We start from the raw sequence: 25,995 nt of genomic DNA, 5'->3' as shown, positions 1-25,995 counted from the left end.
ACCCGCGCCCCCCGTACGCGGCACGACCGGCCGGCCCGCACCTGCGCCCCGGCGCCTGACCGGCTCGCCCGAACCGGCGCCCCACCCACGCGACAGGTCCGGTTCGCCCGAATCCGCGCCTCCCGCATCCGGCACCACGGGCCGGCCCGGTCCCACCCCCCGGCAGCAGAGCGGCGGCACCCCCCGCCGCACCCCCGAGCAACAGCACAGCAAGGAGTACCGACCGTGACCGAGCACGTCGACCGGAGCGAACCGGAGGCGGGTGCCGCGCCGGCCACCGCTGCCGTCACGCCCGCCGACGCCGCCGACGCGGCGCGGCTCGTCGCCTTCGGGCTCCAGCCCAAGCTGCTGCCCGCCCGCGACCAGGAGTACGCCGACCTGCTGCGCCGGTACCGCGAGGACCCGCCCTTCGCGCGGCTCGCGGACGCCGTGGCCGCCGGACTCGGGCTGATCGTCCTGGAGGTGTCCCCGCGCGCGGGAATGGCCGTGACCGCCGCCGAGGACTCGGTGTTCGCCGTCCGGATGGGCGACTACGCGCGTCGTGCCGCCACCGACTCCGGCGACCGCTTCCTGCACGGACTCGCCCACCTCGCCGTGGCGGCCATGGCCTACCCGCGACCCGAGGACCTCGCCGATGACGGTTACATCGGCCGTGTCACGGTCAACGGCGTGGACGCCTTCGTCCGCCAGGCCTGCCGACGGCTGGAGGAGCGGGCCGAGGAGCAGGGCGAGAACACCGACCCGGCCACCGACGCCCCGGGCCTGGAGGCCGCCTGGCGGATCTGGGCCAGACGCAGCTCCACCGGCGCCACCAAGGACGCGCGCAGGCTCCCCGGCTCCACCACCGGCATCGTCGGCAAGGCAGCCGCCTTCCTCACCGAGTCCGGCTTCCTCCAGCGCACCGGCGACGACAACGGCGGCACGTACCGCACCACGGCTCGCTACCAGCTCCAGGTGCGTGACATGGCGGGCAGCGCCGCCATGGCCGAGCTGCTGGACCTGGGCGTCGTCCCGGTGACCGACGGCACCGCGACACTGCTGCCCGCCGAGGAGACGGACGACCTGGACCTGGTGGCCGACGCCGGGCTGCCCTTCCACTCCACCTGACCCCGCGTACCACCTGACCCCGCACACCACCTCCGTCACCCCTGCACCTCCCCCCCTGATTACCCGAAGACTTACGAGAGTCCGCCATGTACGAGCTGTCCCGGGTCCGCCTCTACTCCATCGGGCCCGCCGGTGCGCGCTACGCCGACACCGTGCTTGACCTGCGCGGTGTGGGCGAGCCCGTGCCCGACCCCGCGCCCACGCAGGCGGAGTTCTTCGAGGAGGAGCCCGTCGGCCCGCCGCGCCGGCCCGCACCCGCCGGCGTGCTGTTCCTGGAGAACGGCGGCGGCAAGTCCGTCCTGCTCAAGCTGATCTTCTCCGTCATGCTGCCGGGCCACCGCAACACCCTGGGAGGCGCCAGCTCCGGCGTGCTGCGCAAGTTCCTGCTCGCGGACGACTGCGGGCACGTGGCGCTGGAGTGGCAGCACGTGCAGACCGGCGAGTGCGTCGTCGTCGGCAAGGTCAGCGAGTGGCGGGGGCGTCAGGTCTCCAACGACCCGCGGAAGTTCGCCGAGGCCTGGTACTCCTTCCGGCCCGGACCCGGACTGACCCTGGACAACCTGCCCGTCGCCGAGGCCACCGCCGTACGCCCGCCCGTCGAGGGCGTCTCCGGCGCCCAGGGCAGGCGGCGCACCATGAAGGGGTTCCGGGACGCGATCACCGAGGCCGGGAAGGCGTATCCGCACCTCGAGGTGCACTGGGAGGAGATCCACGACCGGTGGATCGAGCACCTCGGTGACCTCGGTCTCGACCCCGAACTCTTCCGCTACCAGCGCGAGATGAACGCCGACGAGGGCGAGGCCGCCGGCCTCTTCGCGGTCAAGAAGGACTCCGACTTCACCGACCTGCTGCTGCGCGCCGTCACCGACACCCGCGACACCGACGGACTCGCCGACCTGGTCGGCGGATTCGGCAACAAGCTCGGCAGGCGCGCCGAGCTGATCGCCGAACGCGACTTCACCGCCGGCTCCGTCGACCTCCTGGGCCGGATCGTGGACGCCACCGACACCCGCACCCGCGCGCGGGAAGTGCACAACGCCGCCGAGCGCCGCACCAGGGCCCTGGCCCGCCGGCTCTCCTCCCGCGGCGCCAGGGAGCGGGTCCGGGCCGGGGACCTCGCCCAGCGGGTCACCGCCGCCGCCTACGCCGTCACGCACGCCGAGTCGGCCCGGGACCGCAGTGCCCTCATCGCCGCCGAACTCGCCTACCGGCACGCCTCGCTGGCCCTGACCGCGGCCGAGAAGTCGGCCGCCGCGCAGAAGCGGGAACTCGCCGACGCGCGCACCCTGCACTCCGCCTGGCAGGCCGCCGAAGCCGTGCTGCGCCACCGCGCCGCCGCCGACCGCGTCGCCCGCGTGTCCGCCGCGATCCAGGAGGCCGAGCGCGACGCGGCCCCCGCGCTCGCCGCCCGCGCCGAGGCAGCCGTCGACCTGGTACGCGCCCTCCAGGCGGCGGCCGGGAAGGCCGAGCACCACGCCAACGAGGAGGAGGAGCGGTCCGCCGCCCTCCAGGACATCAGCGACACCGCCCACCGTGACGCCACCGCCGCCGCCACCGAGGCGCAGCGCGCCCGCAGCGAGGCCGGGCATCTGCGCCAGCGCCTCACCGAGGTCGAGCAGGAGACCGCGGAGGCGGTCCGCGCGGGGTGGCTCGATGACAGCGCACCCGACGCCGACCCCGCCCGCGCCGCACTCGCCGCCAGTGACGCGGAGAAGACCACCGTGGCGGCCTGGGACACGGCCCGTGAGGCGGCGCGCCGCGCCACGGAGCACGCGCGCGAGGCGGCCGCCGCGGAGAGCCGCGCCGAACTGACGGCGGCCCGCGCGGCGGACGCGGCCACCGCGGCCGAGCGCGCCCACGAGGCGGAGCGCCGCACGGCCGAGGCCCTGGCGGCCGAGGAACGGCTGGCCGAGCTGCTCGGCCTGGCCGCCGGCACCCGCCCGGGCATTCCGCAGCCCCGCCGGGGGACCGACCACGACCGGACCGCCGTGCCCAGGACGGCGGAGGAAGGGGCGCTCACCCCCGAGGAGCTCGACCGCTTCGCCGACGAACTGCGCGAACTGCTCGACGACACCGTCTCCTCCGCCGAACGCCACCTGTTCGAGCTGCGCACCGCCGCCGCCGACGACTCCCGCATCCTCGGCGCCCTCGGCGACGGCGGCCTGCTGCCGCCCGGCCCGGACGTACTGGCCACCGTCGAGTTCCTCGGCGAACACGGCATCCCCGCCCTGCCCGGCTGGCGCTACCTCGCCCAGGCCGTCGACCCCGCCGACCACGCGCGCGTGCTGGCCGCCCGGCCCGAGCTGGTCGACGGCGTGATCATCACCGATCCCGACTCGCACACCCGCGCCCGCGACGTCCTCGGCGACGCGGCGCTGCTGCCGCGCTCCGCCGTCGCCGTCGGCACGGCCGCCGCCCTGCTCGCGCCGACCCCGTCGCCGGACTCCGACACCGGGGACGTCTTCCTCGTACCGCCCAACCCCGCCATGCACGACGAGCACGCCGCCGACGAGGAGCGGCAGGCGCTGCGCGCGCGGGCGACGGAGCGGGACGAGGAGATCCGCGCCCTGGCCGCCCGGCTCGGCAAGGACCGGGAGCTGGCGGCCCGGCTCGCCTCCTGGCGCACCGGCTGCCCCACCGGACGCCTCGCCGAACTGGCGCGGGCCGCCGAGGAGGCGCGCGCCTTCGCCGAGGAGACCGAGGCCGAGCTGACCGAGGCGCGCACCGTACGCGCCGAGGCCGACGAGAGCGCCGCCGAGGCCCTGCGGGTGAGGGACGAGCGGCAGGAAGCCGCCCAAAGAGCCCGCCGCGTCGCCGACGCCCTGGCCGGGCTGGCCTTCCGGCTGCGCGAGCGCGCCGGCTGGCAGGCCAGGCTCCGCGAACTCGCCGACGAGGGCGCCGAGGCCGAGGCTCGCGCGCAGGCATGCGTGGAACGGGCCCGCGCCGCCGACGAGGACCGTCGCGCCGCCCAGCGTGCCGCCGACGACGCGCGCCGCACCGCCCGCGCGCTGCGCGCCGAGCGCTCCGAGATCGCCGGCGCCCCCGACGACGTCGCCCACGATGCGCCGGGGAGCGGCACGGAAGCGCGGAACGCGTCCCTGCCCGCCCTGCGTGAGGCCTACCGAGCCGCCTCCCAGCTCTACGAGCAGGTCGGCGTCGGCGCCGACCTGCGTGCGGAGCAGGCCCGTGCGGAGAGCGACGAGAGCACGGCCCGCGCGGAGCTGGACCGGCTCAGCAACAAGGTCCGCACGCGGGCCGGGCAGTTGCTGGAGTCGCCCGACGGGTCCGACGGACCCTCCCGGCAGGCCGCCGCCGCCCGCGCGGAGGAGCTGGTACAGCTCCTGGAGACCCGGATGTCGAGCGCCAGCGAGCAACTCGGCCGACTGCGCGGCGAGGCCGAACGGCACGCGCCCGAGGACGGCGACGCCCACACCGAACTGCCCGAGGAACTCGTCCCGCGCGACGCCGAGCACGCCCAGACCCTGCTGCGCACGGCGACCACCGAACTCGCCTCCCGCGCCGAGGCCCTGACGCAGGCCCGCGAGGCCCACGCCGAACTCCTCGACGCGCACCGCGCCGCCGAGGACGCGGCGGGCGGCTTCGACGAGACCGCCGCCCTGCTCCGCGACCTGCTGCGCGAGCACCCGCCCGAGGAGGAGCAGGAGGAGACCGAGCCCTATCCGGGCGGTCTGGAGGAGGCCCGGCACGCCGCCGCCGAGGCCCGCCGCTCGCTGCGCGGCTGCGCCACGGACCTGTCCGCCGCCGAGGCCGCCGTGCGCGAGGCGAGCGACATCCTCGTCCGGCACGCCAACTCCACCCGCTACGAGCAGGTCCGCACCCCCGCCCGCCAGCAGATCCGGGAACTGCCCGCCTCCGCGCTTCCCGAGCACGCCGCCAAGTGGGCGGACGCCTTCGCGCCACGGCTGCGGGTGCTGACGGACGAGCTGGCGCAACTCGAGCGCAACCGCGACTCGATCGTGGACCGGCTGCGCGGCCTCGTCGAGTCGGCCCTCGCCACCCTCCGCTCCGCCCAGCGGCTCTCCCGGCTGCCCGAGGGCCTCGGGGAGTGGTCCGGGCAGGAGTTCCTGCGCATCCGCTTCGAGGAACCCGACCAGGCCACCCTCACGGAGCGGCTCGGCGAGGTCGTGGACGAGGCCACCCGCGCCGCCGTGAAGAAGAACTCCGACCTGCGCCGCGACGGCATGTCCCTGCTGCTGCGCGGCGTCGCCGCCGCCCTCCAGCCCAAGGGCGTCGCCGTCGAGATCCTCAAGCCCGACGCCGTCCTGCGCGCCGAGCGCGTCCCCGTCGGTCAGATGGGCGACGTCTTCTCGGGCGGCCAGCTGCTCACCGCGGCCATCGCCCTGTACTGCACGATGGCCGCACTGCGCAGCAACGACCGGGGCCGTGACCGACACCGCCACGCCGGCACCCTGTTCCTCGACAACCCCATCGGCCGGGCCAACGCCACCTACCTGCTGGAGCTCCAGCGAGCCGTGTCCGACGCGCTCGGCGTCCAGCTCCTGTACACGACGGGCCTGTTCGACACGACCGCGCTCGCCGAGTTCCCGCTGGTCATCCGGCTGCGCAACGACGCCGACCTCAGAGCCGGCCTCAAGTACATCAGTGTGGAGGAGCACCTGCGGCCTGGTCTGCCCCAGCCGACCCCGGCCGTCGAAGGCGAGGGCGAGTCGGTGCACAGCGAGATCACGGCGACGCGGATGTTCAAGCGGCCCGCGCAGTCACCCGTGTAGGGGGCCGGTCCTCGTGGCTGCCGAGCCGGTCGGCCCCCGCCCCGGGACACCCCCGGGGGCGCGGTGGCCGACCCGTCGGCCGGGCACGCGGCGGAGGGCGTGAGGGCGGTGCGGCACTTCCCGTCCGGTCGGTGTGACGACGCGGCCCGCCCGGGGACCGCCACTCAGGAGTGCGACAACTGCCCCGCGCCGCCCCGTCGGCCTATCCGCTCCTGGGCCCGCTCGGCCGCCCGTCCCTGCCGCCTGGCCCGGCGACGCTCGCGGCGCATGGCCCGCGCGGTGCTGCTCGGCGCCGAGACCACACCGTGCCGCTGGTTCCAGACCTGCCGGGTCACCCAGACGTCCAGCACGCCCCAAGTCGCCACCACCGTGCCCGCCACGCTGCCGATCACCATCGGGAACGCCAGCCACGACCCCGCGAGCGTGCAGAGGAACGCCACCATCGCGAGTATCAGCGTCACGGCGACCACCAGCACCGCGCGGACGGCCGCCGTACGGACCGGGTCCGGCAGTCGGCGCCGCCGCGCGGGCTCCTCCGTCCACAACGGCCGGTAGCCCGGCGGGCGCTCCGCCCGTCCGTCCGGCTGCTCGACGCGCGCCGGTGCCGACGCGTCCTGCCCGGACGCCGCGATGTCGCGATCCGGCGCCTCGGGGGTCGGACCCGCCGCCCACTCGGCCGCACCCCCGTCCTCGGGCGCCTTGTGCCGTTCCGCCGTGCCCATCGACATGTCACTCCCCACCGCCAGGAGACAGCTCGTCCGCGTCCGAAGACACGGCTCCCCTCTGGCTGCCCGGCTTGCGCTGCTTTACGCCGCCCGGAGGCGGGACGCGGCTCCTGTGGCCGATTCCGCCTCCATTTCCCGTAGTGAAGGACGAACGAAGGCCGCCCAAGATTCCCGGAGTCCCGTGCAATCGAAAACTTTCGGCCAGTTCGCCCGTGCCGCCCGACGACCTCTCCTCCGCGCCCACCCCCGGATCGGGGAGGCAATCTCCCGCAATGACCGGACAACTGACCATCGTCGGCCGCCTGTGCGGAGGTTCGGCCTCCGGACGGGCCTTCGAGTTACCTGTGCGTCAGTAGTAGGCTCGCGCCGTTTGTTGACGTACATGTGCACCCCCGGCCGACGGGGGTCGAGCTGGGGGAGGCCATGCGCTTTCGCGGGAAGTCGATCCGCCGGAAGATCGTGGCGCTGCTTCTCGTGCCGTTGGTGTCCCTGACCGCGATCTGGGCCTTCGCCACGGTGCTCACGGGCCGCGAGGCGAGTCGGCTGTTCAGCGTCTCGACCGTCGTCGAGGAGATCGGCTACCCGGTCGAGGACACCGTCCGCGTGTTGCAGCAGGAACGCCGCCAGACCCTCGTCCACCTCGCCGACCCGCGCGCCTCCGACAGCCTCTCGGCTCTGCGGCGCAGCCGCACCGCCACCGACGAGGCCGTCGCCGAGATCCGCCGCAACGCCGCCGACGCCGACGTACGCGACGCGCTGGGCCAGGCCGAGGAGGAGCGGATCACCGCCGTGCTGGACGCCTTCGACGGCCTCGGCTCGCTGCGCCGCAGCGTCGAGGACGGCACCGTCGACCGCGCGCAGGCGCTCGGCCTCTACAACCGCCTGGTCGACCCCTGCCACGAGCTGCTCGCCAACCTCCACGTCGTCGACGACGTGGGCCTCGACAAGCAGTACCGCGCACTGGTCAACGTCTCCCGGGCCCGCGAACTGCTCTCCCGCGAGGACGCCCTCCTCGGCTCCGCCCTGGTCACCGGCCGGCTCACCCGGAGCGAGGTACGGGACGTCTCCGACCTCGTGGCCCAGCGCACCGTGATGTACGACATCAACCTCCCGCTGCTGCCCGCCGCGGAACGCGGGCGCTACCAGCGCTTCTGGAAGAACGCCTCCTCGGCCCCGCTGCGGGTCGCCGAGGAGGCGGCCGTCTCCACCGAGGGCGGCCCGCCGCGCGGGGTCACCGCCAAGAGCTGGGACACCGCCGCGGGCAGCGTGCTCGACGAACTCGCCGCCCTCGACGACAACGCCGCCGACCGCTACCAGGACCGGGTCAGCCCGGTCGCGATGAACGTCATCACCAAGGTGGTCCTCGCCGGCGCCCTCGGCCTGACGGCGCTGCTGTTCTCCCTCTTCCTGTCCGTGCGCGTCGGACGCTCCCTCATCCGCGACCTCAAGCAGCTGCGCCTGGAGGCCCATGAGGCGTCCGGCGTACGGCTGCCCAGCGTGATGCGTCGCCTCGCGGCGGGCGAGCAGGTGGACGTGGAGACCGAGGTGCCGCGTCTGGAGTACGACAAGAACGAGATCGGCGAGGTCGGCCAGGCGCTCAACACCCTTCAGCGCGCCGCCGTGGAGGCCGCCGTCAAGCAGGCGGCTCTCCAGTCCGGCGTCTCCGAGGTGTTCGTCAACCTCGCCCGCCGCAGCCAGGTGCTGCTGCACAAGCAGTTGACCCTGCTCGACACCATGGAGCGCCGCACCGAGGACACCGAGGAACTCGCCGACCTGTTCCGCCTCGACCACCTGACCACCCGTATGCGACGACACGCCGAGGGCCTGGTCATCCTGTCCGGCGCCGCCCCGTCCAGGCAGTGGCGCAAACCCGTCCAGCTCATGGACGTGGTCCGCGCCGCCGTCGCCGAGGTCGAGGACTACGAGCGCATCGAGGTCCGTCGGCTGCCCCGCATCGCCGTCACCGGACCGGCCGTCGCCGACCTCACCCACCTCGTGGCGGAACTCCTGGAGAACGCCACGGTGTTCTCGCCGCCGCACACCGCCGTGCAGGTCCTGGGGGACCGGGTCGCCAACGGCTTCACCCTGGAGATCCACGACCGCGGTCTCGGCATGGCCGCCGACGCCCTCCTCGACGCCAACCTGCGTCTGGCCGAGACACCGGAGTTTGAACTCTCCGACACCGACCGGCTCGGTCTGTTCGTCGTCAGCCGGCTCGCCCAGCGGCAGAACGTCCGGGTGTCCCTGCAGCCGTCCCCGTACGGCGGCACCACCGCGGTCGTCTTCGTCCCCGACGCGCTGCTCACGGACGACGCCCCGGACACCAACGGTGTCGGCTTCCGTCTCGACCGCCCCCAGCACGTCAGGCAGAAGGAGCGGGAGGAGGGCCGCCGTTCGGCCCTCTCCCACGTGCCCGCGCGGCTGCCCGGTCGGCCGGCCCCGCTGCTGGACGGACCCGTCGAACTGGAGGCGCCCGTCGACCTGGACGCCCTCGACGACCTGCCGGACGTGCTCGGGGACCAGGACGGCGAGCAGGACGGCCTGTTCCGCCCCCGGCGCTCCCTCGCCGCGCCGGACGACGACCAGGTGGGCCGCCGGGCCGAACGGCGGCGTCGGGAACCCGGCCACGGCGGTGACCCGTCTCAGGGCCGGGACGAGGCGGACACGCCGGTCGCGCTGCCCCGCCGCCGGACTCCCAAGCTGGTCAGTTCGCACGGTCGTCCGGTGCCTGAGCGCGCTTCCCGGGACGGCGCGGACGAGAAGGGTCCGGCAGGCGCCGACCGGCCCGGGGCCCCTGTGGCACCGCAGGAGCGACCGGGGGAGCCGCCCGCCCTGCCGACCCGCCGCCGACACGGGAACCGCACCGACGGCCGTGCCGAGGGCCGCACCGACGGCCGTTCCGAGGGCGGCTACGGCGCCCCTGCCGACGGAACCGAGAGCGACCGCACCGACGGCCGTGGCGCCGACACGAGGACCGACGCGTTGCCGTCGCTCCCGGCCCGCCGCCGCGGCGCGTCCCCCACGCGCGCGTACGGGCCGCCGGACGTCGCGGAGGACCGCGCGCGGCGCGCCGACCCCACGCCCGGCGCCCCGGCCGCCCCCGGTGCCCCCGACCCAGGCACCGGCGCGCTGCCGAGACGCGTACGGCAGGCCAACCTGGCCCCTCAGCTCAGACAGAGCGCCGGGCGCCCCGCCGAGCACCGTCCCGATCCCGCCGACCGGGACGCCGAGGAGGTACGCAGCCGCATGGCCTCGCTCCAGCGTGGCTGGCAGCGCGGCCGCAAGGAGAACGCCGCGGGTGACGACGTCCCCGGCGGCGCAGCGCCACACGCACCACGAGGAACGACAGAGGGGGACGGTCGATGACCGCACCGAAGGCGACCGGCCACACCGCGACGAGGTCCGGGGAGCTGAACTGGCTCCTCGACGACCTGGTGGACCGTGTCGCGAGCATCCGCAAAGCCGTCGTCCTGTCCGGCGACGGCCTGGCGACCGGGGCGTCCAAGGATCTGACCAGGGAGGACAGCGAGCACCTGGCCGCCGTGGCGTCCGGCTTCCACAGCCTCGCCAAGGGCGTGGGCCGCCACTTCGAGGCGGGCAGCGTCCGGCAGACGGTCGTCGAACTCGACGACGCCTTCCTGTTCGTCACCGCCGCGGGCGACGGCAGCTGCCTGGCCGTCCTGTCGGACGCCGACTCGGACGTCGGGCAGGTCGCCTACGAGATGACCCTCCTCGTCAAGCGGGTCGGCGTGCACCTGGGCACCGCCCCGCGTACCGATCTGCCCTCGGACGGGTAAGTGGGATGACATGAGCGCAGACGGTCAGGGAAGCAACCACTGGTTCGACGACGAGGCCGGCCCCGTCGTCCGTCCGTACGCCATGACGCGGGGCCGCACGTCCAGCGCGGCCCAGCACCGTCTCGACCTGATCGCGGTGGTCGTCACGGAGCCCCACGCGGACGACCCGGAGGCGGACGTCACGCTCGCCCCCGAGCACGTGGACATCGTCGGCCTGTGCCGGGACACCCCGCAGTCGGTCGCCGAACTCGCCGCCGAACTGGACCTGCCCGTCGGGGTCGTACGGGTTCTGGTCGGCGACCTGGTGGACGTGGAACTCGTCCACGTGAACCGGCCCGTGCCCCCGGCCGAACTGCCGGACGAGAACATCCTGCGCGACGTGATCAGCGGATTGAGGGCACTGTGAACCGGTCCCCGGGCGAGACAGGGCGCATGGCAGGCAGCATGGCAAGCCGCAGGACAAGCCGCCCGGTGAGCGGCACGACAAGTGGCACGTTAAGGAGAAGAGATCGATGATCTTCGGGCGTTCTCAACGCGGCAAGCCGCCGGTCGAGCCCGTCACGCTCAAGATCCTGGTCGCCGGCGGCTTCGGGGTCGGCAAGACCACCCTCGTGGGCGCGGTCAGCGAGATCAGGCCGCTGCGCACCGAGGAACTCCTCACCGAGGCGGGGCGTCCCGTCGACGACGTCAGCGGCGTCGAGGGCAAGCACACCACCACGGTGGCCATGGACTTCGGACGGATCACGCTCCGCGAGGACCTGGTGCTGTACCTCTTCGGGACACCGGGCCAGGAGCGGTTCTGGTTCATGTGGGACGAACTCTCCGAGGGCGCGCTCGGCGCCGTCGTGCTGGCCGACACCCGCCGACTGGAGGACTGCTTCGCCGCCATCGACTACTTCGAGCGGCGCTCCATCCCGTTCCTGGTCGGCGTCAACTGCTTCGAGGGGTCGGCCCGCTACCCGGCCGACACCGTCCGTCAGGCGCTCGACCTCGACACCGACGTGCCCCTGGTGATGTGCGACGCCCGTGACCGGGAGTCGGTCAAGGAGGTCCTCGTCGGCGTGGTCCAGCACGCCATGGCCCAGGCGGCGGACCGGCGCCGCGCCGTCGCGACCTGACCGGCCCGGGGCAGCGGAACGACACTCCCGCGCGCGTGCCCCGAGCCCGCCGGACGGCGACGCCTATCCGTCCCCGTCGCCGTCCTCCGTCCAGCCGAAGCTCTTCTCCACCGCCCTGCGCCAGTTGCGGTACTCGCGGTCCCGCACCGACGCCTCCATGGCCGGGGTCCACTCGACGTCCTTGCGCCAGTGGGACTTCAGTTCGTCTAGGCCGTTCCACACGCCCGTGGCCAGCCCCGCCGCGTACGCGGCACCCAGGCAGGTCGTCTCGGAGACCCTGGGCCGGATCACCGGCACGCCCAGCACGTCCGCCTGGTGCTGCATCAACAGACCGTTCCTCGTCATGCCGCCGTCGACCTTCAGGGTCGTGATGCGTACCCCGGAGTCCTGGTACATGGCGTCGACGACCTCGCGCGTCTGCCAGCTCGTCGCCTCCAGCACCGCACGCGCGAGATGTGCCTTGGTGACGTACCGGGTGAGACCGGTGACGACTCCGCGCGCGTCCGAGCGCCAGTACGGGGCGAACAGCCCGGAGAAGGCGGGTACGACATACGCGCCGCCGTTGTCCGCGACGCTCGCCGCCAGTGGTTCGATCTCGTCGGCGCTGCGGATGATGCCGAGTTGGTCGCGGAACCACTGCACCAGGGCACCGGTGATCGCGATCGACCCCTCCAGGCAGTAGACGGGCGCCTCCTCGCCGATCTTGTAGCCCACCGTCGTCAGCAGCCCGTTCTTGGACGGCACCGGCCGGTCACCGGTGTTGAGCAGCAGGAAGGAGCCCGTGCCGTACGTGTTCTTCGCCGTGCCCACGTCGTAGCAGGCCTGCCCGAACACGGCCGCCTGCTGGTCGCCCAGTGCGGAGGCCACCGGTACGCCGGCCAGTTGGCCGACGGCGGTGCCGTAGACCTCGGCGGAGGACCGGATCCGGGGGAGTACGGCCTCGGGGATGTCCATCGCCGACAGGATGGACGGGTCCCACTGCAGGGTCCGGAGGTCCATCAGCATGGTGCGACCGGCGTTGGTCACGTCGGTGACGTGCCGGCCGCCGTCGGTGCCGCCGGTGAGGTTCCAGATCAGCCAGGAGTCGATGGTGCCGAAGGCGATCTCACCGCGCTCGGCACGGGCCCTGAGGCCGGGCACGTTGTCGAGCAGCCAGGCCGCCTTGGGCCCCGAGAAGTAGCTGGCCAACGGCAGCCCGGTCCGCTCGCGGAAACGGTCCTGCCCGTCCGCGCCGCCCAGTCGGCGGCACAGTGCGGATGTACGGGTGTCCTGCCACACGATGGCGTTGTGCACGGGCTTGCCGGTCGTACGGTCCCACAGGACCGTCGTCTCGCGCTGGTTGGTGATGCCCAGGGCGCTGAGCCGGTCGGCCCGCAGACCGGCCTTGGCGAGCGCCCCGGCGACCACGGCCTGCACCTTGGACCAGATCTCGGTGGCGTCGTGCTCCACCCAGCCGGGCTTGGGAAAGATCTGGCGGTGCTCGCGCTGGTCGACGGCGACGATCGCCCCGTCCCGGTCGAAGACGATGCAGCGGCTGGAGGTGGTGCCCTGGTCGATTGCGGCGACGTATTTCGCTAAGTGGTCCGTCATGGCTACCCCTCGGGCTGGGCCGGTTCGATGGACTGCTGCGGCGTTCGCGCGTGCGGCTGTTCAGAAGGCGGCGTTGTAGACGACCCCGGCGAGAGCGCCGCCGATCAGCGGACCGGCCACCGGGATCCAGGCGTAGCTCCAGTCGGACGTGCCCTTGTTCGGGATCGGCAGGAAGGTGTGCACGAGGCGCGGGCCGAGGTCGCGTGCCGGGTTGATGGCGTAGCCGGTCGGCCCGCCGAGGGAGAGACCGATGCCGACGACGAGCAAGGAGACGATCAGCACCAGGGTCCCGGACTCGCCGAGGCCCTCGGTCAGGCCGAAGGCGAGGATCGGCAGGACGAGTGCGACGGTCGCGATGATCTCCGTCACCAGGTTGGCGACCGGGTTCCGGATCTCCGGGATCGTGGAGAAGACCCCGAGCGTCGGAACCGGTTCGTCCGCCGCGCCCTCGGTGGTACCGGTGCCGGTACCGCGGGCGTTGGCCTGGAACTGGGCGAAGTACGTGAGATAGCACAGAAGGGCACCGATCACGGCGCCGGCGAACTGCCCCAGTACGTACACCCAGACCGTGCCCCACTCGCCGGTGTCGACGGCGATTCCCAGGGTGACCGCGGGGTTGAGATGCCCGCCGGAGAGCGGCGCCGCGGTGTACGCGCCCGCCAGCACGCCGAAGCCCCAGCCGAACGCGATCACCACCCATCCCGACGCCCGCGCCTTGCTGTACCTCAGGGTCACGGCGGCGCAGACGCCCGCCCCGAAGAGGATGAGGATGGCCGTACCGATGGTCTCGCCGACGAAGATGTCTCCGTTGCTCATGGCGGCTCCTTGGCCCTGGCCCGGGACGAGGGCCCCGGTCCGCACGTGCGGGGTGCGTCTCCCATGGCGATGTGCGCCGAGGGGGCGTGAGTGACGAGCGTGCCGTAGCAGCCGAACCGCCCGTGGGGGAGTGGGCCTCGCAGCACGGGAGAGCCCGCGCGGCGCAGTGCCGGAATACGCCGAGATGTACGGCGATGTCGACTGACACCGGCAGTGTTCACCGGCGCCCGGGGAGCGTCAAGGTGGTCGACCGCAACGGTTCCGGCCCGCCGGACGGACCGGCGCCCCCACGGAACCGCGAGCGTCCACCCGGAGCCACCGACGAGCACGCGCCCGCGTGCGCCAGGCGGGCGGGCGTCCCGTCCGCGTGTGTCACGTCCCCGCCGGGCCCCCGCGCGCCCCCGGGCATCAGGTGCGGTGCCGGGCGTCACCGGACGGCGCATGAGGGCGGCCGCTGGCCCACGGCTGCGAGTGCGCGGCCGCCACCGAGCCGTTGGGACCCGCCACCGAGGCGGTCGGGGCCCGCCACCGAGCCGTTGGGACCCGCCACCGAGGCGGTCGGGGCCCGTCACCGATCCGGTCGGGGCCCGCCACGCGCTTGCTCGACGCATCGCGCGTCCGTGTAGCCGGGTTGCCCGGCCGGCCGGACCCTGCCGTCCCGGACCTCCCGCGCGCCCCGGCGCCGGCGACGAAGACGTCCCCCGGCTCACCCGGCCGGTGCCGCGGCCCGGTCCGAGCCGCGCCGGATTTCGTGCCCCGGCGCCCCCGCCCGGCCCAGCACCCAACTCGCCCCGCGCAAGGCCTTCGCGGCCTCCTTCAGCGGGGCCAGGCACGCCGCGGCCTCCCGGTGCCCCGGCACGCTGCCCGGCGCGCACAGGACCGTCGCCAGGGACAGCGTCACGCGCCGGCCCCCGGCCGACCACGGCACGTCCAGCACGGCGGCGGCGAGCGGGTCGAGCCCCTCCGGGTCGGTGAGGGCCAGGAAGTCGTCGCCGCCGATGTGTCCCACGCGCGCGGACCCCGTCGCCGCCTGCGACAACGCCCGCCCGACCGCCCGGATCAGGTCGTCGCCCGCCGCGAACCCGGCCCCGTCGTTCACCCGCTTGAAGTGATCCACGTCCAGCCAGCTCAGCGCGAACGCCCGCCCTTCCGCGACCCACCGGTCCACCTCGCCCGTGATCGCGTCCGAACCGGGCAGCCGGGTCAGCGGATTGAGCCGGGCCGCCTCCTCCACCCGGCTGTCGGCCAGCGCCCGTACGAGGTCCGCCAGCCGTACGACGCCCACGCACCGCCCGTACGCGTCGACCACCGCCACGTCGTCCGACGTACGGTCCCGGTCGCCGACCGCCACGACGTCCAGCACCTCCCAGGCCGTCGCGTCGACGCCCACCGTCCGCGGCGGGTCGCCGAGCTTGACGGCGGGCCGGTCGGCGTACAGGGCGTGCCCGTAGCGCCCCGACATCGACAGCAGGAAGCGGGACCGGTGGAGCGACCGCACCGGAACGCCGTCCCGGTCCACCAGGAGCACTCCGGACACGTCGGGCGAACCGGTCAGCAGGGCCCGCACCCGCCCCGCCGACGCGGTCGACGGCAGCAGCGCGGCGGGCCGCACGAACTGCCGGACCGGCGGCCCCGAGCGCGCCGCAGGCACGGCCCCCTGCGAACCGGGCGGAACGTACACGTCCGCCGCGGGCAGCCGTGCCGGCGGTGCGAACAACTCACCCTGTGCCAACTGCGCACCGGCCGACCGCGCGGCAGCGCACTGCAGTTCCGTCTCCACCCCCTCGACGGACAGCAAGGCCCCCGACTCGTCGCACAGCACCCGCATCGCCCGCACCGCCGCCGGCCGTGTGAGCAGTGACGCGTCGAGCTTGACCAGCTCCGGCGCCAGGTCCGTCAGCAGCCGCAACGGCGCGTCCCCGTCGCCGACGCCGTCCGCGCAGATCCGGAAACCCTGGCCCCGCAGCGCGCTCACCGCCTCCAGCAGAGCCCGCCGCGGCACGTGCGCGTACGGCGGACACACGTCCAGCGTCACCTCCCAGGGCATCCGCCCCGCCTCGCGCACGGCGTCGTGCAGGGGCTGGAGGCCGCCGAGGTCGGCCAGCGTGCCCGCGAACACGTTGACGTGCAGCGGCAGCAGCGTCTCCCTGCGCACCGCCGCGCGGAACGCCGACACCGCCAGTCGGCCGTCGAGTTCGGGGTCGCGACGCGCCTCGGCCAGGATGTCGCCGGCCTCCGGGCGGGCGAGTATCTCCAGCGCCGCCACCCCGCCGGTCGTCAGGTTGACCACCGGCTGGAAGGCGAAGCGGAGAGAGTCCGTCCAGGAGCGCACGGGAGCAGGATCGCGTCGTGGGCGTCCGCCCGGAGCCAGTTCATGAGACGTTCACGCAGCGTTCCGCCCCGATCACGCACCGCGCGGAGGGGGTGCGCGGTCCTCACTGTGGCTTCCCTCCCGGAAGCAGAACCTGATAGATGCAGGGGACATGACACGACTCTCCGCCGCACTCCGCGGTCTCGTCACCGCCCTCGCCGCCCTGCTCGCCGCGACCGCCGTCCCCGCCACCGCCCGGGCCGATCCCGAACCGCGCGCCCCCGGCGACTTCGTGGCCCTCAGGAGCGTCGATCCGACGATCATCCAGGAGATGCGCTACACCACCCGGCACAACTTCGTCGGCGAGCGCATCGACGGCTACCGGCAACCCCTGTGCATCCTCACCCGCCCCGCGGCCGAGGCGCTGCACCGGGCCCAGACCCGGCTGCTGCGCCAGGGCTACTCCCTCAAGGTGTACGACTGCTACCGGCCGCAGCGGGCCGTCGACCACTTCGTCCGCTGGGCCGAAGACCTCGACGACCAGGACATGAAGGCCGAGTTCTACCCGGACGTCGACAAGGCCCGCCTGTTCGCGGACGGCTACATCGCGGAGAAGTCCGGGCACAGCCGCGGCTCGACCGTGGACCTCACGATCGTCGAGCTCCCGGCGAGGCCGACCCGGCCGTACCACCCCGGACAGCCCCTGGTGCCCTGCTACGCGCCGCGGGGCGAGCGCTTTCCCGACAACTCCGTCGACATGGGCACCGGCTACGACTGCTTCGACACCCGCTCACACACCCTCGACCCCCGCGTCCAGGGCGCCCAGCGCGCGAACCGGCTGCTGCTCAAGAGCACCCTGGAGGACGCCGGTCTGGTGAACCTCCCCGAGGAGTGGTGGCACTTCACGTACAAGCCCGAGCCCTACCCGGGCACCTACTTCGACTTCCCGGTCTCCGCCAAGTCGCTCACCGGCCGCCGCTGAGCCGCCTGCCGGAGCCGCCCTTCGAGGATCGGATACAGTCCGCCGCGTGTCCGAAACCCGAGTCCCCGTTCCCGGTTCCGCACCCGGTTCGCACTGTTCGAGCTGCGGAACACGCTACGGAGAGGGCGTCTCCGGCTGGCCCCGCACGTGCCCGGCGTGCGGCACCACGGCCTACCGCAACCCGCTGCCGGTAGCGGTCGCCCTCCAGCCCGTGTACGACACCCAGGGCACCGCCCTGGTCGTCATCACCCGTACCGTCGCCCCCGCGCGGGGTGGCATCGCACTGCCCGGGGGCTATGTCGACGACCGGGAGGACTGGCGGCGGGCCGTGGTCCGCGAGCTCAAGGAGGAGACGGGCATCGACGCGGCGAGCCGCGGCGTGCGGCTCGCCGACGCCATGAGCTCGCCCGACGGCCACCTGCTGCTCTTCGGACTCCTCCCCGAGCGGCCGGCCCACGGGCTCCCGAGGTCCGCCGCCACGAACGAGACCGAGGGATGGCACCTGCTGCGCAGAGCGCAGGACCTCGCCTTCCCCCTGCACACCCGCGCCGTGCGGGCCTGGTTCGAGGGCCGCTACGTCTGAATCACGCCCTACGCGCCCTACGCGAGCCCGCGGACCCGCACCGGGCAGGACGGCTCGGCCACGCCGCCCTCGACCTCCCGCTCCACGACCACCCGCCGCCCCTCCCAGCGCGAGACGTACCGCTCGATCTCCGGCTCCACCCAGCCGTCTCCCGCGTCCGGCACCACCAGCCCCCCGCCGATCCGCCCCCGCGCGGGCGCCCACACCTCCAGCTGCGGCCCTCCGTCCTCCCCACGCACCGGAAGCACCGCTCCCGCGCGCGCGAGCACCGGAATCCGCGCCGGCGGAGCTTCGACGAGAACCTGCGCGGGCCCCTCGTACGCCCGCTCCGTCACCACGTCGTACCACCGCCCCCGCGGCAACCGCACCGCCCGCCGGTCCACCCCCGGCCCCAGCACCGGGGCCACCAGCAGACAGTCACCCAGCAGGAAGGCGTCCTCGCAGTCCCGCAGCGCACGCTCCTCCGGCGACGACCACCACAGCGGCCGTACGTAGGGCGCGCCCGTCCGACGGGCCAGATGCGCCAGGGTCACGAAGTACGGCAGCAGCCGCCGGCGCTCGACGAGCGACGCGCGCGCGTGCTCCAACACCTCGGAACCGAACTCCCACGGCACCCCGCCCCCCGCCCGCAGGTCCCCGTGGGTCCGGAACAGCGGCAGGTGGGCCGCCAGCTGGAGCCACCGCAGGTACAGCTCCGGCGACGGCCTCCCGCCCACCCCGCCCACGTCCGTCCCCGAGTACGGCACCCCGCACAGTCCGAGCCCCATCACCAGCGACAGCGAGGCACGCAGCCCCGGCCATCCCGTGGCCACCGCCCCCGACCACGCGCCGCCGTAACGCTGCATCCCCGCCCACCCGGAGCGCGAGAAGACGAACGGGCGCTCCTCGGGCGCCAGGGTCCGCAAGCCCTCGAACGCGGCCCGGGCCATGCACAGCGCGTACACGTTGTGGGCCTCCCGGTGGTCACCGCCGCGGTCCTCCAGCGCATGCCGGGCCGAAAGCGGCAGGGTCGGATCCCCGAACGCGGCCGACGAGGTGGGCTCGTTCAGGTCGTGCCAGACCCCGCCGAACCCCTGCCCGAGCCGCTCCTCGTGGAGCCCGCCCCACCAGGCACGCGCACCCGCGTTCGTGAAGTCCGGAAAGACCACGTCACCGGATGGGGCCGCACCCCGCAGGACCGGCCCCGCGGCGCCGCGCACGAAGGCGTCCGCGCCCGTCCCGCTCTCGTACACGGCGCCGCCGGACGCGGTCGGCACCGAGGGAACGACGGCCGACACCAGCCGGACGCCGTCCCGGCGCAGCTCCTCGGCGAGGACGGGCAGTTTCGGGTACCGCTCCTCGTCCACGGTGAACGGCTCGTGGGCGTCAAGGTGACCGACGCCCAGATGCACGGCGTCGAGCGGCAGATCACGCTCCTGGTGATCGATGACGGTACGCCGTACCTCCTGCTCGTCGCCGGACCCCGACCGCGCGTGATGGTGACCGAGCGCCCACGCCGGCGGCAGCGCCGGCGCCCCGGTCAGCGAGGCCCAGGCAAGCAGCACGCGCGCGGGAGTGCCCACCGTCACCCAGCACCGCAGCGGGCCCCCGTCCATGCGCAGCACGCTCCGCCCGGGCCGGTCGTGCCCCGACCCCGCCCCCTCCTCGCCCTCCCGCAGTGTCACGGTGCCGTCCCACGAACTGTCGTGGAATACCAGATGCGTGCCCGCGTCGGCCACCACCAACTGCACCGGCATCGTGAGGGACGACGGATCGTCGCCCGGCGCGAGAGACCCGCCCGGCCCGGTGTTCCACAGCCGGTACGTCCCCTCCCGCAACCGCGGCCCCGCAGCCCGTCCGCCGAGCCCGAAGAACCGGGCGTCCGCCGCCACCTCCGACCGCTGCGACCAGCGCGCCGGGCCGCCACCGACCGGCTCCCACCAGCGGGGCGGCAGATCACGGCGCAGCACGACACCACCGGGCGTACGGACCTCGACCGCGCCGTGCCGGGACACGGCCACCGTCGCCCGCTCGGCCACCACCCGCCAGCCGCCGTCCTTGTCCGGCTCCAGCACCGCCCGCGGGTCCGGCTCCGGACAGCGGCCCGCCAACGCGTACGAGGGCTCCGCCCCGGCGCCGTCCCAGCCCCAGAACACGGCACCGTTCACCGCGACGCGGACCTGCAGCTCCGAGCGGCTGAACCGGACGACCCCGCCGCCGGGTCCCGGCTCCACCTCCCGCATGGGCCCCGGCACCCGCGCACGCTCCGCACCCCGAGGTGGCAGACCCGCCGCGTCGGCACGACGCCTGCGCCAGGCCGCCCGTACGGTACGCAACCCCTGCGTCGCCCCCGCAGAACCGACCGCCTTCATCGAACGCACCAGGTCACGACCGTCCATGCTGCTCACCCTGCCACCGATCAACGCCCGCGCGGGTGTCGTTCAACTGCCGTTCACCCGTGACCGCACCACATCTTCATGACACCGACTATGTGGGGCGCGCCCTGGTGTGGAAGTCGATCACATGGCATCGTCCGTGTCAGCCGCGTCACGCGCACACCCCAGCCCGTGCGCGGAGGACGCACACGACGCGCACAGTCCGGGAGCCGCCCCATGTCGACCGTGAACCCGCAGCCGCTCTGGCAGCCAGATCCGCAGCGCATCGCCCAGGCACGGATCACCAGCTTCCAGACCTGGGCCGCAGAACACCACGGCGCGCCCGCCGAAGGCGGCTACGCCGCCCTGCACCGCTGGTCCGTCGACGAACTGGACACCTTCTGGAAGGCCGTCACGGAGTGGTTCGACGTCCGCTTCTCGACCCCCTACGCGCGCGTACTGGGCGACCGCTCCATGCCCGGCGCCCAGTGGTTCGCCGGCGCCACGCTCAACTACGCCGAGCACGCCCTGCGCGCGGCCGCCACCCGAGCGGACGAACCGGCACTCCTCCACGTCGACGAGACCCATGAACCGAGTCCCGTCTCCTGGTCCGAGCTGCGCCGCCAGGTCGGCTCCCTCGCCGCCGAACTGCGCACCCTCGGCGTACGCCCGGGCGACCGCGTCAGCGGCTACCTCCCGAACATCCCGCAGGCCGTCGTCGCCCTCCTCGCCACCGCCGCGGTGGGGGGCGTCTGGACCTCCTGCGCCCCCGACTTCGGCGCCCGCAGCGTCCTCGACCGCTTCCAGCAGGTCGAACCCGTCGTCCTGTTCACCGTCGACGGCTACCGCTACGGGGGCAAGGAGCACGACCGCCGCGACACCGTGGCCGAACTCCGCCGCGAACTGCCCACCCTGCGCGCCGTGATCCACATCCCGCTCCTCGGCAGCAAGGCCCCGGACGGCGCGCTGGACTGGGAGACCCTGACGGCCGCGGACACGGAACCCGTCTTCGAGCAGGTGCCGTTCGACCACCCCCTGTGGGTGCTCTACTCCTCCGGCACCACCGGCCTGCCCAAGGCCATCGTCCAGTCCCAGGGCGGCATCCTGGTCGAGCACCTCAAGCAGCTCGGCCTGCACTGCGACCTCGGTCCCGAGGACCGGTTCTTCTGGTACACCTCGACCGGCTGGATGATGTGGAACTTCCTCGTCTCCGGCCTGCTCACCGGCACCACGATCGTCCTGTACGACGGCAGCCCCGGCCATCCCGACACGGGCGCCCAGTGGCGCATCGCCGAACGCACCGGGGCGACGCTCTTCGGCACCTCCGCCGCCTACGTCATGGCCTGCCGCAAGGCCGGTGTGCACCCCGCCCGTGACCACGACCTCTCCCGCATCCAGTGCGTCGCCACCACCGGCTCCCCCCTCCCGCCCGACGGCTTCCGCTGGCTGCACGACGAGTTCGCGGAGAGCGGGGCGGACCTGTGGATCGCCTCCGTCAGCGGCGGCACCGACGTGTGCTCCTGCTTCGCGGGCGCCGTACCGACCCTCCCGGTGCACATCGGCGAGCTCCAGGCCCCCGGCCTGGGCACCGACCTGCAGTCCTGGGACCCGGGCGGCACGCCCCTGACTGACGAGGTCGGCGAGCTCGTCGTCACCAACCCCATGCCCTCGATGCCGATCCGCTTCTGGAACGATCCCGACGGCAGCCGCTATCACGACAGCTACTTCGACACCTATCCCGGCGTCTGGCGGCACGGCGACTGGATCACCCTCACCGCCCGCGGGTCCGTCGTCATCCACGGCCGCTCCGACTCCACTCTCAACCGGCAGGGCGTCCGCATGGGCTCGGCCGACATCTACGAGGCCGTCGAGCGTCTGCCCGAGATCAAGGAATCCCTCGTGATCGGCGTCGAACAGCCCGACGGCGGCTACTGGATGCCCCTCTTCGTCCACCTCGCCCCCGGGGCCGTTCTCGACGAGGACCTGCTCGACCGCATCAAGCGGACCATCCGCGAACAGCTCTCCCCGCGTCACGTTCCCGACGAGGTGATCGAGGTCCCCGGCGTCCCGCACACCCTGACCGGCAAACGCATCGAGGTCCCGGTCAAACGCCTCCTGCAGGGCACCCCGCTCGACAAGGCCGTCAACCCCGGCTCGATCGACAACCTCGACCTGCTCCACTTCTACGAGGACCTCGCCCGCAAGCGCCCCTGACCACGCCGACCGACGAGCCCGGTCGCCCCGAGGGGCGACCGGCTCCCGGCCCCTGCCCGCCGCCGTTGTCAGTGCCGCCGATTACTGTGAGTGAGCATTGATTCACCGCGCACAGGGGGAAACATGGCGCACACCGACCAGACCACGCGACGCGTACTGCGGCGGGAGATCGCCGGCACCATCGGACTGCTCGCCGACGAGCACGACTTCCGCGCCATGCGGCGCTACCGCAGCTTCACCTTCGACGACCACGCCACCTACCTGCGTCAGGTGGAAGCCCTGCTCAGGGCCCGCGCGTCACAGGGCACCCACACCACCGTCGCCCTCTTCGACCCGGAGGAGTACGCCGACTTCTGCATGGCGGCCGGCCTCGACCCCGACGCCCCCGCCAGCCGCAGCCGGTTCGCCGCCGAGCTCGCCGCCCGCGGACCCACCGTTCCGTACGAGGGCCAGCCCCTCGCAGACCTCCTCCCCGCCCTCGTCGACGAAGCCGTCCGCCGGGCCACTTGGGAGTACGCGTCCACCCTCCTCGCGCGCCTCGGCAGCTGCGCCACCTGCGGCGAGGACCTGGGCCGAGCCGCCTTCGCCCGGGCCTCCCGCCTCCTTCGCCGGGTCCTCGAGACGGCTCCACCGGGCGACCGGCACCTCGTCTGCAGCGTCTCCGGCGCCCCGGAGACCCTGGTCGCGGTCCTCCACGCCGACGACGATCTCGACGGCACCCCGCACGTCGACGAGGCCGAGGCCCTCGAATTCACCGGCGTCCTCGCCCTCGGCCTCGCCACCCACAGCCCCGGCGGACTGGTCATGCGCGTCAGCACCCCCGGCGGGCCCGACCGCGTCCACGGCTGGCGCCTGCGGGGATACGGCCTCGAACCCCTCACCGCCGGTGAGGTCTTCGACGCCTACTGCACCGACGTCGAGTCGGGTGACCTCATCTCCCCGGAATCCAACGTCGACTACTGCGCGCCGCCCGACCTCGGAGACGACCGCCTGCCACCGGGACACCACCACTGAACGCGTGCGGGGCGCCCCACCCGAAGGTGGAACGCCCCGCACCTCGGCCATGCCGGCCCGCCCGGTACCTACTCGCCGGACAGCACCGCCTGAGCGGCGTTCCGCGCCTCCTCGGCGCTGTCCGCGGCCCGGGCGGCCGCGGCGGCACGCTCGCACTGCGCCAGCGTGAACTTCGCCAGCGTCGCCCGCACGTACGGGAGCGACGCCGCTCCCATGGAGAGGGAGGTGACGCCCAGGCCGGTCAGCACACACGCCAGCAGCGGGTCGGACGCGGCCTCACCGCAGACACCGCAGCTCTTGCCCTCGGCCTTCGCCGCCTCGGCGGACAGCGCGACCAGGTCGAGCAGCGCCGGCTGCCAGGGGTCCTGCAGCCGGGACACCGCACCCACCTGCCGGTCGGCCGCGAAGGTGTACTGCGCGAGGTCGTTCGTGCCCAGCGACAGGAACTCGACCTCCTGGAGCACCGAGCGCGCCCGCAGCGCGGCCGACGGGATCTCCACCATGGCGCCGAACTTTGCGCGCAGCCCGGCCTCGCGGCAGGCGTCCGCGAACGCCTTGGCGTCGGCGCGGTCGGCCACCATCGGGGCCATGACCTCGAGGTACACGGGCAGGCCCTCGGCGGCCTTCGCCAGCGCGGTCAGCTGCGTGCGCAGCACGTCCGGGTGGTCGAGCAGCGTCCGCAGCCCGCGCACGCCCAGCGCCGGGTTCGGCTCGTCGCCCGGGGTCAGGAAGTCCAGCGGCTTGTCCGCGCCGGCGTCCAGCACCCGCACCACGACCCGGCCCTCGGGGAACGCCTCCAGCACCTGCCGGTAGGCGGCGACCTGCTTCTCCTCCGAGGGCGCGTTCTCGCTGTCGTCGAGGAAGAGGAACTCGGTCCGGAAGAGTCCGACACCCTCGGCCCCGGCCTCGACCGCCGCGGGCACGTCCGCGGGGCCACCGATGTTCGCGAGCAGCGGCACCTTGTGGCCGTCCGAGGTCGCACCCGGCCCGGTCGAGGCGGCCAGGGCCGCCTTGCGCTCGGCAGCCTCCGCCGCCAGCCTCGCCTTGTTCTCCTCGCTCGGGTTCACGAAGATCTCGCCGGTGCTCCCGTCCACGGCGACGACCGTGCCCTCGGGGAGCTCTCCGGCTCCGGGGAGGGCCACCACGGCCGGCACACCGAGGGCTCGTGCCAGGATCGCGCTGTGGCTGGTCGGCCCACCCTCCTCGGTGACGAAACCGAGGACGAGCGTCGGGTCCAGCAGCGCCGTGTCCGCGGGCGCCAGGTCGCGCGCGATGAGGACGTACGGCTCGTCGCTGTCGGGGACACCGGGCATCGGCACCCCGAGCAGACGGGCGACGATACGATTCCGCACGTCGTCGAGGTCGGCCACGCGACCGGCCAGGTACTCACCGGCACCGGCCAGCAGAGCGCGGTAGGCGGCGAAGGCGTCGTACACCGCACGCTCGGCCGTGCTGCCGACGGCGATCCGCCGTTCGACGTCGGCCATCAGTTCGGGATCCTGGGCCATCATGGCCTGGGCCTCGAGCACCGCCTGGGCCTCGCCCCCGGCCAGGTTGCCGCGCGCCATCAGGTCGGCCGCAACAGCCTCCACCGCCTTGCGGGCGCGCCCCTGCTCGCGCTCCGCGTCCTCGGCCGGAATCTGCTTGGCCGGCGGTTCGAGCACCGCCGTCCCCATGTGCCGAACCTCGCCGATCGCCACACCATGGCTCACGCCGACGCCTCGCAGCGTTGTCTCCATCTCACCCGTCCCGATAGTGCGGCGGGCCCGCCGCCGCGGTGGTTGTCCTGCCAGCCGTCTGTGACGGCGTTGCCGTCACTTCCAGAGGAAGAGGCTTTCGCCGGCCTTCACTTCCCCGTCCTCGCGGAGCTCGGTGAGGGCCTCGGCCGTCGCCTCCAGGGCCACGATCGGACAGATCGGCGACTTGCCCGCGGCCTCGACGGCGGCCGGGTCCCAGCGCACCACGCCCTGTCCGCGCACGACGGTGTCGCCCTTGTTCACCAGCAACTCGAAACCCTCTCCGTTGAGCTGCACGGTGTCGATGCCCAGGTGGGTCAGCACACCGTGCCCGCTCTCGTCGACGACGACGAAGGCGTGCGGGTGCAGGGAGACGATGACCCCGTCCACGGGGGCTACCGCCTCGGAGGGCTCCCGAACGGGATCGATGGCGGTACCCGGGCCGACCATGGCCCCGGAGAAGACGGGGTCCGGCACGGCGGCCAGTCCGATGGCACGTCCGGCGAGCGGGGACGAGACGGTGGTCATGGGAAGCCTCCCAGGGGCGGAGATGTATACGGGCCGTCACTACCTGTCCCGGACGGCGCACTGTGCAGCAGGGTATGTCATAGGAAGTACCGGTTCCGCATGAGTGTTCCGATTAGAGGTCTAGACCACAGTCCCCACGGATTTGCACCCGTTCCACGGCTCCGTGTACAGTCGTTACTCCTGCTTGAGGTTGAGCGATGCGAGCGCGTCCTCGCCTCGGCAGTACCCAACTCATCAGATCCTATCGCTGGATCGCCTTCTGCATGCTCGCAGGACGGTGGTCAGAAGCACCGGGAAACACTGGTAGTGTTGGAAACACCGAAGGGAAGCGCCCGGAGGAAAGCCTGAGAGAGTCTCTCGGGTGAGTAC

General features: G+C 73.6%; 17 protein-coding genes. 10 read left to right on the top strand and 7 right to left on the bottom strand.

Annotated elements, in window-relative coordinates:
- The first annotated feature begins 225 nt into the window (after positions 1–225).
- The gene (locus tag SAM23877_RS06735) at positions 226–1,107 is read left to right on the top strand and encodes a hypothetical protein (protein ID WP_053127887.1); all 882 of its coding nucleotides are present in this window, start codon (positions 226–228) and stop codon (positions 1,105–1,107) included.
- 86 nt (positions 1,108–1,193) lie between these two features.
- Entirely contained in the window at positions 1,194–5,858 is a 4,665-nt protein-coding gene (locus SAM23877_RS06730; protein WP_053127885.1) for a hypothetical protein, read from the top strand.
- 164 nt (positions 5,859–6,022) lie between these two features.
- On the opposite strand, the gene SAM23877_RS06725 is transcribed toward SAM23877_RS06730, so the two are convergent.
- The gene (locus tag SAM23877_RS06725) at positions 6,023–6,580 is read right to left on the bottom strand and encodes a hypothetical protein (protein ID WP_053142233.1); all 558 of its coding nucleotides are present in this window, start codon (positions 6,578–6,580) and stop codon (positions 6,023–6,025) included.
- A 426-nt stretch (positions 6,581–7,006) separates the two neighbouring features.
- On the opposite strand from SAM23877_RS06725, the gene SAM23877_RS06720 reads away from it, so the two are divergent.
- From SAM23877_RS06720 to SAM23877_RS06705, 4 genes are all read left to right on the top strand, one after another.
- Entirely contained in the window at positions 7,007–9,949 is a 2,943-nt protein-coding gene (locus SAM23877_RS06720) for a sensor histidine kinase (protein WP_053142229.1), read from the top strand.
- Positions 9,946–10,380: a roadblock/LC7 domain-containing protein gene (locus SAM23877_RS06715; protein WP_053127883.1), complete on the top strand. Its 435-nt coding sequence runs from the start codon at positions 9,946–9,948 to the stop codon at positions 10,378–10,380. The genes SAM23877_RS06720 and SAM23877_RS06715 overlap by 4 nt, the downstream gene beginning before the upstream one ends.
- 10 nt (positions 10,381–10,390) lie before the next feature.
- A complete protein-coding gene (locus SAM23877_RS06710) occupies positions 10,391–10,786 on the top strand; it encodes a DUF742 domain-containing protein (protein ID WP_053127881.1) in 396 nt (131 codons plus the stop codon).
- A gap of 106 nt (positions 10,787–10,892) precedes the next feature.
- Complete coding sequence (locus SAM23877_RS06705; protein ID WP_053127878.1) at positions 10,893–11,498, top strand: GTP-binding protein; 606 nt, start codon at positions 10,893–10,895, stop codon at positions 11,496–11,498.
- Positions 11,499–11,561: 63 nt separating this feature from the next.
- Here the strand turns inward: SAM23877_RS06705 and glpK are convergent, their stop codons facing one another.
- From glpK to SAM23877_RS06690, 3 genes are all read right to left on the bottom strand, one after another.
- Positions 11,562–13,088 carry a glycerol kinase GlpK gene (gene glpK / locus SAM23877_RS06700; protein WP_053127876.1) on the bottom strand — a complete coding sequence of 509 codons (1,527 nt, stop codon included), beginning with the start codon at positions 13,086–13,088 and terminating at the stop codon, positions 11,562–11,564.
- 60 nt (positions 13,089–13,148) lie between these two features.
- Positions 13,149–13,904 carry an MIP/aquaporin family protein gene (locus SAM23877_RS06695; protein ID WP_053127874.1) on the bottom strand — a complete coding sequence of 252 codons (756 nt, stop codon included), beginning with the start codon at positions 13,902–13,904 and terminating at the stop codon, positions 13,149–13,151.
- 706 nt (positions 13,905–14,610) lie between these two features.
- A complete protein-coding gene (locus SAM23877_RS06690) occupies positions 14,611–16,236 on the bottom strand; it encodes a GGDEF domain-containing protein (RefSeq protein WP_053127872.1) in 1,626 nt (541 codons plus the stop codon).
- Between the two features lie 151 nt (positions 16,237–16,387).
- Here SAM23877_RS06690 and SAM23877_RS06685 point away from each other — a divergent pair, with 151 nt between their 5' ends.
- Both SAM23877_RS06685 and SAM23877_RS06680 read left to right on the top strand, forming a co-directional pair.
- A complete protein-coding gene (locus SAM23877_RS06685; protein WP_053127870.1) occupies positions 16,388–17,197 on the top strand; it encodes a M15 family metallopeptidase in 810 nt (269 codons plus the stop codon).
- Between the two features lie 46 nt (positions 17,198–17,243).
- Positions 17,244–17,780: an NUDIX domain-containing protein gene (locus SAM23877_RS06680; RefSeq protein WP_053127868.1), complete on the top strand. Its 537-nt coding sequence runs from the start codon at positions 17,244–17,246 to the stop codon at positions 17,778–17,780.
- Positions 17,781–17,797: 17 nt separating this feature from the next.
- Here SAM23877_RS06680 and SAM23877_RS06675 read toward each other — a convergent pair whose 3' ends face one another.
- Positions 17,798–20,158: a glycoside hydrolase family 31 protein gene (locus SAM23877_RS06675; RefSeq protein WP_053127865.1), complete on the bottom strand. Its 2,361-nt coding sequence runs from the start codon at positions 20,156–20,158 to the stop codon at positions 17,798–17,800.
- A gap of 213 nt (positions 20,159–20,371) precedes the next feature.
- Here SAM23877_RS06675 and SAM23877_RS06670 point away from each other — a divergent pair, with 213 nt between their 5' ends.
- Positions 20,372–22,348, top strand: coding sequence for an acetoacetate--CoA ligase (locus SAM23877_RS06670; protein ID WP_053127862.1), 1,977 nt, complete (start codon positions 20,372–20,374; stop codon positions 22,346–22,348).
- Positions 22,349–22,471: 123 nt separating this feature from the next.
- Positions 22,472–23,362: a hypothetical protein gene (locus tag SAM23877_RS06665; RefSeq protein ID WP_053127860.1), complete on the top strand. Its 891-nt coding sequence runs from the start codon at positions 22,472–22,474 to the stop codon at positions 23,360–23,362.
- Between the two features lie 68 nt (positions 23,363–23,430).
- Here SAM23877_RS06665 and ptsP read toward each other — a convergent pair whose 3' ends face one another.
- Positions 23,431–25,101 (bottom strand): phosphoenolpyruvate--protein phosphotransferase, encoded by a 1,671-nt coding sequence (ptsP, locus tag SAM23877_RS06660; protein ID WP_053127858.1) that lies wholly within the window; start codon positions 25,099–25,101, stop codon positions 23,431–23,433.
- Between the two features lie 75 nt (positions 25,102–25,176).
- Entirely contained in the window at positions 25,177–25,626 is a 450-nt protein-coding gene (locus SAM23877_RS06655; RefSeq protein ID WP_053127856.1) for a PTS sugar transporter subunit IIA, read from the bottom strand.
- Positions 25,627–25,995: the final 369 nt, after the last annotated feature.

It is taken from the genome of Streptomyces ambofaciens ATCC 23877 (assembly GCF_001267885.1).
In the GTDB taxonomy this organism is placed as follows: Bacteria; Actinomycetota; Actinomycetes; order Streptomycetales; family Streptomycetaceae; genus Streptomyces; species Streptomyces ambofaciens.
The sequence above is the reverse complement of the archived record's forward strand: the minus strand, read 5'-3'. Positions and strand labels throughout refer to the sequence as shown.